This window comes from Pantoea sp. EABMAA-21, assembly GCF_030053335.1.
Taxonomy (GTDB): Bacteria; Pseudomonadota; Gammaproteobacteria; order Enterobacterales; family Enterobacteriaceae; genus Pantoea; species Pantoea communis.
The window spans coordinates 75,083-87,000 of sequence record NZ_JASGBX010000016.1; the positions used below are offsets into that span (position 1 = coordinate 75,083).

Annotated in this window: 10 protein-coding genes; all 10 read right to left on the bottom strand. The window is 50.3% G+C overall.

The window, feature by feature from the left end; genetic code table 11:
- Positions 1-142: 142 nt before the first annotated feature.
- Positions 143-1,177 (bottom strand): glycosyltransferase, encoded by a 1,035-nt coding sequence (locus QMZ65_RS20350; RefSeq protein ID WP_283216591.1) that lies wholly within the window; start codon positions 1,175-1,177, stop codon positions 143-145.
- 85 nt (positions 1,178-1,262) lie between these two features.
- Positions 1,263-2,015 (bottom strand): glycosyltransferase family 2 protein, encoded by a 753-nt coding sequence (locus QMZ65_RS20355; protein ID WP_160832702.1) that lies wholly within the window; start codon positions 2,013-2,015, stop codon positions 1,263-1,265.
- Between the two features lie 73 nt (positions 2,016-2,088).
- Positions 2,089-3,006: a glycosyltransferase family 2 protein gene (locus tag QMZ65_RS20360; protein WP_283216592.1), complete on the bottom strand. Its 918-nt coding sequence runs from the start codon at positions 3,004-3,006 to the stop codon at positions 2,089-2,091.
- A 69-nt stretch (positions 3,007-3,075) separates the two neighbouring features.
- Positions 3,076-4,164, bottom strand: coding sequence for an acyltransferase family protein (locus QMZ65_RS20365; protein WP_283216593.1), 1,089 nt, complete (start codon positions 4,162-4,164; stop codon positions 3,076-3,078).
- 126 nt (positions 4,165-4,290) lie between these two features.
- A complete protein-coding gene (locus tag QMZ65_RS20370; protein WP_097116647.1) occupies positions 4,291-5,022 on the bottom strand; it encodes an SGNH/GDSL hydrolase family protein in 732 nt (243 codons plus the stop codon).
- A 12-nt stretch (positions 5,023-5,034) separates the two neighbouring features.
- On the bottom strand, positions 5,035-6,171 hold the full coding sequence (locus QMZ65_RS20375; RefSeq protein ID WP_034824792.1) for an EpsG family protein: 1,137 nt from the start codon (positions 6,169-6,171) through the stop codon (positions 5,035-5,037).
- Positions 6,172-6,233: 62 nt separating this feature from the next.
- Positions 6,234-8,405, bottom strand: a complete 2,172-nt coding sequence (gene wzc, locus QMZ65_RS20380) for a tyrosine-protein kinase Wzc (protein WP_034824794.1) — start codon at positions 8,403-8,405, stop codon at positions 6,234-6,236.
- Between the two features lie 12 nt (positions 8,406-8,417).
- Positions 8,418-8,852, bottom strand: a complete 435-nt coding sequence (locus QMZ65_RS20385) for an arsenate reductase/protein-tyrosine-phosphatase family protein (RefSeq protein WP_097116645.1) — start codon at positions 8,850-8,852, stop codon at positions 8,418-8,420.
- Positions 8,853-8,861: 9 nt separating this feature from the next.
- Positions 8,862-9,992 carry a polysaccharide export protein gene (locus tag QMZ65_RS20390; protein WP_097116644.1) on the bottom strand — a complete coding sequence of 377 codons (1,131 nt, stop codon included), beginning with the start codon at positions 9,990-9,992 and terminating at the stop codon, positions 8,862-8,864.
- A gap of 175 nt (positions 9,993-10,167) precedes the next feature.
- The gene (wbaP, locus tag QMZ65_RS20395; RefSeq protein ID WP_160832698.1) at positions 10,168-11,601 is read right to left on the bottom strand and encodes an undecaprenyl-phosphate galactose phosphotransferase WbaP; all 1,434 of its coding nucleotides are present in this window, start codon (positions 11,599-11,601) and stop codon (positions 10,168-10,170) included.
- Positions 11,602-11,918: the final 317 nt, after the last annotated feature.

Here is an 11,918-nt window from a genome sequence, read left to right on the forward strand (position 1 = left end):
ATAAATGTGATCCCGGAGGCATTTAGCCGTCATACTTCACGCCACAGGGGCGTTGGCTGCCTACCTTCGCCCCTGTCACTTACTAGAGTAAGCTCACGGGGACTCAAGCACTTGCCGCCTTCCTGCGGCATGAAATATTTGGCTAAACCAGGGCTAGCCAGCTTTGTTTGATCTGGTTACCGTCAAACTTCAGCGCAGTTTCTTTGGTTTTTTCGCTCATGGCGTAAAACAGGCTATCGTCACTGGCCAGCTGTTCCATGCGCGCCAGGAACGTTGATTTGTCATTCATCGGCACCAGGAACCCATCTTCACCGTGATTGATAATCTCCTGCGGGCCGGTTGGGCAGTCATAAGCCACCACCGGCAATGACCAGGATTTCGCTTCGAGCAGCACCAGTGGCAAGCCCTCATAACGCGAGGTCATCAGCGCCATGTCGCTGTCACGGTAGTAATCGTTGATGTTGCTGACTTTGCCGACGAAGTTAACGCTATGGGTAATGCCCAACGCCGCAGCCTGATCGTGCAGTTGTTGACGCAGTTCGCCGTCACCCGCGATCACCAGCTTCCATTCAGGATGGGTTTTACTGAAGTCGGCCCAGATATCCAGCAGCAGGTCGAAGCCTTTTTGATTATCCAGACGCCCCACCGCCAGCGCCTGACGGCTGCGGCTTTGGCGCTGAAAGGCCTTGTACACCACCGGATTGGGGATCTGCTTGCTGGCGATATTCCAGCGGCTGAACACCTGATGATCTTTGTCCGTCAGCACGATGACCTGGTCGTAATAGCGCAGCAGCATCCACTTCAGCGCTTTGATCGGCTTGCTGAAGGAGTTAATCGCGATGTGTTCACAGGCGTAGGCTTTAAAGCGTTTTTTCTTCATCGCCATCAGGTTCCAGAAGGCGAACATCACGCTCAGGCGGCCCATGCTGATCAGAAATACGCTGTCGAAGCCTTGCTGATGAATGCTTGCCACAGCGCTTTTAATCGGGTTGCTCTGCCCTTCAAAACTGACGATCTCTTTCACGCGATCGAACGGATAAAAGGTTTTGCCGTGTCCTTCCAGCGAATAAATGGTGACGGCGTGCTGCTCACCTAGGCACTCCGACATGAAGTTGCAGATGTTCTCGGTGCCCGCGTAGGAGTAGGCATCTTTAATCACTAAAACAATCTTTTTCATGAAACGCTTTCCACCTCAAAATTTGAAATTAAGACCCAATTCCTTCGCGCTGCTAGCGCTGTAGCAGCGTGAAAAATAGCGGGTCTTAACGATGCTTCAGGGTGAAGAGAACGCCGTTCACCATATACCAGCCGTAATAGTAATAGATTTTTAACGGATTGTTTTTATAGATAATTCTTAATAATTCGAGGTGCCATTTCGCCGCTTTATTCTTATTGCGCGAGAGTGAGTCGCCCAGCTCGTAATAGTTGACCAGCGTCTTCTGGATCACCCGAGCTTGCTTGTAGCGGAGGAACAGTTCGTAGAGGAACAGGAAATCTTCATGCCCTTTACGCTGGAAGAAGATGCCCTGAGGGGGACGGCGGAAACACACGGAAGAGAAGCAGACGCGATACTGCTTCTTCACGAAGTTTTCCTGCTGCAGATAGGGTTTGCTGTAGAGAATATCGTGGTCGGCGGTTTTGGTTTTGTAGTGATAATGCGTGATGACAAAATCATCACCCGCCGCGATCGCCGCAGTCTGTTCGGCAAGTTTATCGACGTGCCATTCGTCGTCACTGTCGAGAAACGCAATAATCTCTTCTTGCGCGGCACGCAGACCCACGTTACGTGTTTCCGCCGCACCGAGGTTGACTTCATTGTTAAGAATGGTGATGCGCGCATCAGTGCAGTGTTCGCGTACATAGGCCAGCGAATCATCGGTGGACTGATCATTTATTAAATAAAGATGCCAGTCGCTATAGGTCTGATTGACGATCGACTCTACCGCACGCAATACCGTTTTACGCGCGTTATACATCGGCATCACAATACCGACGGTGCCAACATGATTTGTCATTTGCATACCCGGAGTGTCAGGAACCAAAAAATTGCTCCCGGTGCGGGAGCAAGTGAAAATTTTATAAAGTGAATCAGGAGACGGCTCGCCCGCCAGAGAAGCGAGACTTCACCTTATCGAACAGTCGATTCAGGAAATAAGCCCGGTTATCACGGTTGGTCAGGAAGAAGTAGCGCGCGAAACTGAGGCTCGCCTGCAGTGATTTACCATCCATCTTGTAGCGCAGCGGCAGCTTGAACGCCTTATAGGTATGGACGTCACGTGCCGTGAGGTGCGGCTTCATGGTGTCCAGCCAGAAGAAGGAGTACTTCACCGACTCGCCTTTGTGTTTGGAACCAAATTTGGTCACCAGATGGTAGGTGGCGAGCGGCTTATCAATCATCACAAACTCATAGCCCATGCGGTCAGCACGGATGCAGAAATCATAATCCTGATGGCGAATATAACGCGCATCAAAACGGATTTTATCGGCATCTTCGCGCTTCAACACAATGGTGCTGGTTTGAATAAAGCCGTAACAGCCAAACAGATATTCAGCGATGGTTTCATTCTTGCCCGGTGCCTGCATCGGCATCACCTTGAGGAAACGGCCATCCTGATGAATGTTCACCTGGCTGAAAATCAGATAGTTCGACTTACCCTGTGCTTCAAGTCTGGTGATGGTGTCATAAACGGTGAGCAGCTTATCAACACCCCACTCATCATCTGCATCGAGGAAGCTGATGAAATCACCCTCAGCCAGTTCGATACCTTTGTTACGAGCGCCGGCACCGTTGAGTTTCACCTGAGACAGCTCAAGTTTGATGTCCAGATCCTGATAACGCTCACTGCGCACCACCTGTGCCAGCTCAGCGGCATCAGCCGATTTGTCATCCACGATGATGACTTCAAAATTGCGATAGGTTTGCGCTTTGACGCAATCCAGCGTCGTTACAATCGACTTCGACGCGTTATACGCGGGAATTACAATTGAGAAACGAATATCCTGCATTGCCAGTACCTCTAAAAACTTCTGGTTAACAGTAATACGAATATTAAGCGAAGGTAATCAGTCAAATTCTTAATTTTCGGCTGCTGCTTTGGTTGCTGCTTTAGACTTACCGCCACTGCTGCCGATAAACGGTTTTTCCACCCAAAGATAGGTCATTTTTGCGACATAAAACGCCGCAACAAAGAACAGTGTAGATAACAGCGTGAACATCCAGTAATTATGCGGATATAACGTTGGTGGGATTTGCTCAATACCGTACAGCACGACGCCATGAATCAAATAGAGGCTATAGCTCACTTCACCAATCGACATCAAGGTCTTATTTTCCAACAGTCCCATCAGCGAATTACCGCTGCTGACAATAAAGAAGATCACCGTCAGGGATATCAGGAAGAAGACATAGAAGAAGGTATTCGAGGTGAAGAACAGAGAGAAAGCTGCCAATACAAGACTGAGGATTGCCGCACTGCGGGAATGGCGTAAACCAGCAAATCTATCGCGGAATTTATAAGCAAAATATCCCATCGCAAAGCCGAGTACCGGACGCGGATCGGTATAGGTTTTCCCATACAAACGTAATGCGACGGCAATGATGAAAATAACGCCGATGGACGAAAGGATCAGCAGGGTTTTGTATTTCCCGCGCGTTAATCGATTGAGGAAATAAATCACGGGAATAGACAAATACAGCAACCATTCCAGACGCAGCGTCCACTCCACGCCGGAGTTCACCACCGCCGTAGACATCTCGCCAACGTTGTAGCTGCCAATGAACAACAGCCATAAAACAGCATCTTTCAGCGCTTGCAACGGCGGTACCAGCGCACCTTGCAGCGCACCAATGGTAAAGATAACGAAACCTGAGAACCAAAACATCGGGACGATACGTCGAACGCGTGAACGCCAGAGTTTTCCACTCAGCTGTGCAGGGGTGAGCGTATCGTTATCCAGCCAGCGATAGAACAGGAAAGCCGAAATCATAAAGAACAGCAAGACGCCGAATTTACCCGAATTCACAAAAAAGTTGCCTTCAGAGAACCAGGCAAAATAGTTTTTATCATATATCCACGGTTGATCCAGCCCGTAGATATAATGAACAAAATGAGAAAAGGCGACAATACTGGCAAGGAAAGCACGCAGGCCAGAAATACTCTTCACGCCTTTATCATTATAAATCCCGCGATGATAAGAGCAGGCATGTAAAATGAGCAATGCAAGGCAGAACGAAACCACCATAATCATGATGTACATATCAGGATCCCTTATAAAATCGACACAACAAGGTTAGGGGCTTTGCTGCGCAAGACTTTGCTGAACAAGTGGGCTAACAATACTAAAGGTACGATCCGCTTTGGCTTTATACAGTGACTCCAGCGGATGAATACAGTCGTCAGACATCTGCGACTGCCAATCACGATCTTCTTTAATCACGCTATACTGGTGAACCACGGCAACCTGCTGCTGCTTAGCCACCTGGTTAAGTTGCCAGACGTAGGGCCAAACATTCCAACGTTCCGCTTTGCCGCAAATGGGATTCGGCTCCTGCAAAATAACCTGTTTATGGTTCTGCTTCGCCACTTCAACCAGGCGCGTGATAATCCGCCCATACTCTTCAGGGCTTTCAAGGTGCACCTTCTTATCCTTGAAAAAATAGTGTCGGGCATCGTTAATGGCGTAGTTGATCAGAACGATTTTAGCCGGGGAGGTTTTCATCAAGTCCTCCCAATGGCTTTGATCATCGCCGCCATGCGGGTACAACAACTCAGCGGCCTGCGCACCGGGCACGCCGTGGTTTTTCACCACGATGTTGACCCGATCGCCATACTGCTGTTGCAGCATTTGCGCCAATTCACCGATTTCACTGGCTTTGGTGATGCTGCTTTTACGGTCTTTGCTGATGACACCCGCAGTAGTGGAATCACCAAATGCGTCAATCTGCAACGTGCTTAAACCCGGTGCTGCCAGCGCCGCAATCGGTGCCAGCGCGAGGGCTAAAACCATCAATTTTCTCGTCATGTTACCTCTCTGTTACCTAAAGATTTTGAACTCCTGCGCCACCTCGTAGCCGACAACGGCCTGTTTCTGCGAGATGGTGTTGTAGTAGAGGTAATAAACAAGAAAGAAACTGAACATCGCGAACATCGCCGGCTTGAGCAATTGCCGTGATTGATAGATCAACGAGGTCAGTAGAATAGGCTCAACTTGCAACAGGTAGTTGGAAAGCCTTGCCCCGGATGAATAGTTATAGAAGAAGATCCTGATTGCCCCGCCCAGCGCGAAGGTCACAATCATCAGATAGTTAAAACGCCACTGCTCAGCGTTGTTGCGTTTCAATTCATCGCTGAGCATGAAATAGACAAACATACACACCAGCATGATGTTTTTAAGGTTAGAAACCGAGAAGATGCTGCCATCCGCGGTATTCGATGCTTCAGCACTGTAGCCTTCCGCCCTCTCCCCCATCGCGCCCATATGCGCACTGATCAAGCTGATAAAGTTTGTCCCGCCGAACTTCGACATCGGGATACTCAGAAAGATAATCAGCACCGGCCAATAGCGCCATTGACGGATAAACAAGAATGGCAAGACCGTAACCACCATAATTCCGGTATTGTGGCTGAAGAAAGAGAGCAGGAAAAAGCCGAACGCTCCCCAGTAACGCTTCAGATATAAACACCAGAGCACACCCAAAAACAGCGCAGAACTGAGACCAAAGCGAATCTGGTTCATGTCTTTGTTGATATAGATATGGGCGGAATACAGTGCCAGCGCGAGGATCGGGTACGGTGACATTTTGCGGAAGAACACCGCATTGGTCACCACCGCCAGAATGCTGAATACAAATAAGAAGGTGTCAGCATTACTGGAAATCAGACTAGTTAGCCAGGCGATGGCAAAAATCAGCGGCTCATAACGGAAGAGCTCCACGGTGGCGCTAAAGCCGTTGATCTGCAGACTTTGAATGAAGCCGGTATAAAATGTCCGATACTGCAGGTCATCCATGCCGGTACCCAAACCGCGAATCCCGGCAAACACAATCAGGATAGCGGTGGCAATACACAGCAGGTAGAGCATCAGACCCGAAGTGCGCTCATCTTTTTTGACAATAAGCTCACTCAATGAAATCAGAAGCAACAATCCGGATATAACCCAATAGGGTGCCATGGTGTCATTCCTTACGCAAAAAGAGGCGGCAGATGCCGCCTCTAAGTCAATAACAGGGTGCGTTAAACTTTCTGTTTATATTCGTAGTTGTAATAGTCGTAACCATAACCGTAGGAGTTCGCCGCTTTACGCACCACGGCGTTCAGGATGACCCCCTTAATCTCAATACCGTTCTGCGCGAAGCGCTTGTAGCTAACATCCAACTCTTTAGTGGTGTTGGTTTCGAAACGCGCCACCATCAGCGACGTACCGGCCAACTTACCGATGATGGAAGCATCGGTCACTGCCAGAATTGGTGGGGTATCAATCAGCACCAGGTCGTAGTTCTTGCTCGCCCAATCCAGTAACTCACTCATGCGACGATGCATCAGCAGTTCAGACGGGTTCGGTGGTACCTGACCGCGTGGCAGGAAATCAAAACCGTACACGCCTTTCTGAATCATGGCCGGGGAGAACTCACTCTTGCCGGACAACACATTGGAGAGACCCATTTTGTTTTCCGAACCAAGCAGCTCATGGGTATAACCACGGCGCATATCACCATCGATGAACAGCACACGCTGGCCTGCTTTCGATACCAGAGTCGCCAGGTTGGCACAGATAAAGGTTTTACCAATACCCGGGCTGGCACCGGTAATCATCAGAATGTTGTTTTTGGCTTCCATCATCGCGAAGTGCAGGCTGGTACGCAGGCTGCGAATCGCTTCGATGGAGAGGTCGGTCGGATTACCCAACGCCAGCAGCGTATTATGTGGGTCACTCTTCTCTTTGTGACCACGACGCGCCAGGGCTTCGGTATCTTTCTTACGTTGCCACTCTGACAGCGGTACGCTGGCATAGACGTTCATGCCCAGCTCTTCCAGCTGCTCAGGATTCTCAATACCGTGATGGAACAGCGCTTTCAGCAGCACCAGACCCACAGAGAGAATCAGACCCAGAATAAAGCTGGCGGCAATAATCAACAGTTTCTTCGGTGCCACCGGGCTACCGGCGGTTTCCGCACGGTCGATGATGCGCACATCACCCACGGTACTGGCTTTACTGATTCCCAGCTCTTGCTGGCGATTCAGCAACTGCATGTAGATTTCCTGACCTGACTGCACATCACGAGTCAGACGCAGAATTTCCTGTTGGGTTTGCGGCATACCGGCAATTTTCTTGTTCAGTTTTGCCTGCTCGTCTTCCAGGGTTTTGCGTTTTTCCAGCAGCGCGCGGTAAGTCGGGTGATCTTTGGTGTAGAGCTGTGACACTTCAGCTTCTTTGAAGGTCAGTTCGTTCAACTGGCTCTGCACGCTAACGGATGAGTCGAGAGCCGATTTCGCTTCCAGCGACATATCCACCGATTCATTCTGGCGGCGATAGGCGTTGAGCTTGTTCTCCGCATCATCCAGACTGCTACGCACTTGTGGCAGCTGGTTGCGCAGGAACTCCAGGCTCTTCTCAGCCTGCTCAGATTTGCGGTCAACGTTCTGCAGCAGATAGTTATTCACGATCTGATTCAGTACCTGGCTGGCACGCACCGGATCTTCATCCTGATATTCCAGACCCAACACACCGGTCGTTTTGCCTTTATCGGCGACGGTAAGTGCGTTTAACACTGCTCTGATGGCTTGCAAGTCAGTGAGTTTGGTGACGTTGAAACTGGTCCCTTCATCAGCCTGGATACCGCTGACCAGCATAGTCACTTCACCATGCTGCTCCAGCTGGCCCACGCGGCCTTTGAACAGCTCATCACCCTCGCTGGTCACGGTATAAGTCTGTGGACCGGTCACTTCCAACTGCACCGTACGCTTATCGATAGTGCGCGGAATTTCCAGGCGAGAAATGGCGATTTCAGACGGCTTGTTGCCCATCAGGCGCGACAGACCTTTACCAATCACCGGGAAGTAGTTCTGCTCCACCACGGTATCCAGACCTAAGTCATTAACCGTTTTGCCCAACACCATACGGGATTCGAGAATTTGAATCTCAGTGTCAGAAGCGGGTGTCGTTGGAATCACATCCTGCAATTCATTCAGAACAGAAGCCGTGTTTTTCTGCTCTACCTGAACCATGGCATCGGCGCTGTAAATAGGCGTTGCAAACAGTGTGTAGAGCGTTCCTGCCAACATGAAGAAGGCGGTAACGGCCACGATGATCCAGCGATGATCAATTAGCTGTCCCACAAGATGCGCCAGATCCCATCCACTCGAATCTTCTTTTGGCGCGGTCATAACCTTGTTTTTAATATTCATGGGTATTCCCAACTATCGGCTTAGTACGTTGACCCATTTCTGGGTAGCGTTTTCCAGTAACCCGTAGACCTCTTCGAAGGCCTCGCGACTTTTTTTGTACGGATCCGCAATTTCCTGCTGATTGAGCCAGTGCCCAATGAGCATGGTTTTTCCGCGTGCGGCTGGGTCGATGCGATTGACCTGCTCAACGTGGCGCTTCTCCATCACCAGAATCAGGTCATAGTCACGGCACATACTGGCCGTTAACTGCTGAGCATGATGGCCTTCCAGCGACACGCCATGTTCGGCGGCAACGTCGCTGGCGGTCTGGTCTGCCGGGAACCCCTTCAGAGCGCCTAGCCCTGCAGAAGCCACCCGAGTTGAAGGTAGCGCGCGTTGGAACAGGCGCTCCCCGGTGGGAGAGCGGCAGATATTGCCGACGCAGACGATTAACACGGACTTAATCATGCGAAAACCTTAGTTACCCCAGTTACGGAAACGTAGCGTTGCCTCGCTGGCATCATCGATACCCACGATGGTCGGCAACAGTGAGGAAATAACACGGTTCCAACGGGTAATCGGTGTCGCAGTAACGTAGACGATGTCGTACGGCTGCAGTTGGAATTCGGTGCCCATCACCATTGACGCCGCATCTTTGGTATTCAACTGATAGATGTTGGCAATTTTGGTACGGTTAGCGCCGCGAATCGGACGAATAACAAATACGCCCGTGGCGTCAGAGGTGGTTTGATCCATACCCTGCGCGTTACCCAACGCTTCAGCCAGCGTCATGCCGCTGCGGTCCATCTTAAGCGTGGACTGCTGCTTCACTTCGCCCATCACGAACACCTTCAGGTCATCGTTACGTGGAACGTAAAGAATATCGCCTGGATACAGCAGATGGTTCTGGCTCAGGTCGCCGTTTTGCATTAGCGCTTGTAGAGAGATGCGCTGCTCTTTGCCCTGATGCGTCAGCACCACATTACGCCAGTCAGCATCGGCGGCTAAGCCACCTGCGGCGTTAACGGCATCCAGTACAGTAAGCGGGACGTTAGTGATCGCCTGCTGACCGGAGGTGGTCACCGAACCGGTCACGTAGGTTTTCTGTGAGCGGAAGGCTGCGACGTTGACATCCACCTGCGGGCTTTCAATGAACTGCGCAAGGCGGCGCGCAATTTCAGCGCGGATTTCCGTAACGGTGCGGCCGGCGACACGCACTTTACCGATGTACGGGTAGAAAATAGTGCCATCGGCCTGCACCCAGTTACCGGTGTCACTGGCGCTACGATACTGACCGGCTGGTGTGGTCAATTCCGGGTGGTCCCAGACAGTAACGTTCAGGACATCGCCGATGCCTACACGATATTCGTAGCTCTGAATTTCGGTTTGCAGCGCCGGGTTGGCCTGCGCAACCAGTGGCCTTGGTCGCATCTGTTCAACCAGACGCGGCGTCAGCGGGAAGACATTTACGTATTTGTCGATGTCATAGTTGCTATCCTGTTGCTCAATGACATCTTTTCCGCTAGTGGAAAGGTGCGAACCTGGTTCGATGGTGCACCCGGAGAGAAAAGTCGCGGATACCAATAAAGGTATCAATTTAATTTTCATTATCATCTGATTCTTCGCTATCAGTTAATGATTGATAGAGGCGAAAACGCCGCTGTGTAGCGTCTTATAAAAAATAAAACTGACGGGTTAAACACTGAAACTGTGGGTCATTATCATGCGCTCCCTTGGTTTTATTCAGACGGGGATAATGATTTCGTCCCCTGCCCTTCTGGTATCAATAAGCACCATCGCGTTTCAGCACGACACCCACTGTCTTAAACAGGATCGCGATGTCATTCCATAGCGACCAGTTTTTGACATACCACGAATCGAAATAGACGCGCGTTTCATAGTCAACGTCGTTACGACCGCTAACCTGCCACAATCCCGTCATGCCGGGTTTCGCCATCAGGTAATAATCAACATCACCGGCATAACGACAGAGTTCGTCTTCAATCACTGGACGTGGGCCCACCAGGCTCATGTCGCCGCGTACCACATTCCACAGCTGCGGCAGTTCATCCAGACTGGTTTTACGGATGAAGTGGCCAACTTTGGTAATACGCGGGTCATTCTTCAGTTTGAAATCTTTATCCCACTCGGCGCGAGCGACCGGATCGGTGCGCAGGACTTCCTCCAGCACCTCTTTCGAGTTGATCACCATCGAACGGAATTTAAGGCATTTGAATTTACGTCCGTTCAGGCCGACACGTTCATGACCGTAAATCGGTGGGCCGCCATCGCGTCCAACCATAAAGCCGAGGACCAGCAGCGCCGGTGACAGCGCAATAATGATGCTGAGTGCGCCGACGATGTCGAAAGCACGTTTCAGGAAGCGCGAAGTGCGTTTCGCCAGATTATTGTTCACGCGCAGAATCATCACTTCATGGCTGAAGATGTAGGCCATGTCGGTACCATAAAGGGGCACGCCGCGCAGAGTTGGAATCACTGAGACTGAACGGCAGTTATGCATTGCCAGCATTTTCAGCCAGTTGTCACGATGCTGGCTCTGTTCAAACTCCACAGCCACGATGAACTGGGTTTCGCTGTGCGTCAGCTGCCACAGCTCTTGTTCATTGTGCAGTACCGGTACGCCAGAGATGCTGGCCTGCGGGCAACTGCCATCAACATCGAAGAACGCAATGACATCAAACCCCATCACCTCTTCGCTCTGCAGCGCCTGCCAGGCTTCTTCAGCATTACGGCTGCTACCGATGATGATGGTTTGTTTTTTCCACATACCGAAGTGATTCAGTACGCGTTTAGAGATGGCGCGCGCCAGCGGAATTAATATCAACGCCAGAATCCAGGTGGTCACCCAGACAAAGCGCGACATCTGCCATTGCGATAATGCTGAAATTGACAAATCGATGACAGAGAAAATAAGAATGGTACGAAATATCTCTTTCAGCTCAAACCAGAATGGCTTGCGATAGGTGTAATGACGCAGGCGAACCCAGAACCAGCCTACGCAAATAATCGATAAACAAACGTGGGTGGCGATTTTTAAGTGCAGGTATTTTTCAGATATATCTGCCAGTGGAGAATCTGTGAACGAATTAATCACCGCCAGAGCAATAAACAATGCCGCGTTGAAACAAATTAAATCCGAGCACGCCAGTAAAATTTTAGTGAGGAGACTTTTATATGTAATTTGGTTATCGCGCATATTTAACTCTTTTATTTTATTTCCCTAATCCCTAACGCCTCTGCCCTGTGTAATAAATGAGCGATATATCCACTGCTAACGGGGAGGCAATCTGCGGCAAACGCTCCGGTGTTTATGCCAATTCTCTTTTTAGTAAAGCCAAAGAATTGCAATAAATACCAACAGATTAGTCTGACTTCCCTTGCCACGATTTAGCCCTAATCTGAACGGAGAAAAGCACTTCAGGCACGCTACCGCCCTTGGCTGTCGCTGCCAATACCGCTGCAATCGCATCTATTTTCATCGCATTCACTGAGATTATTCTTAGCCAGCGGCAG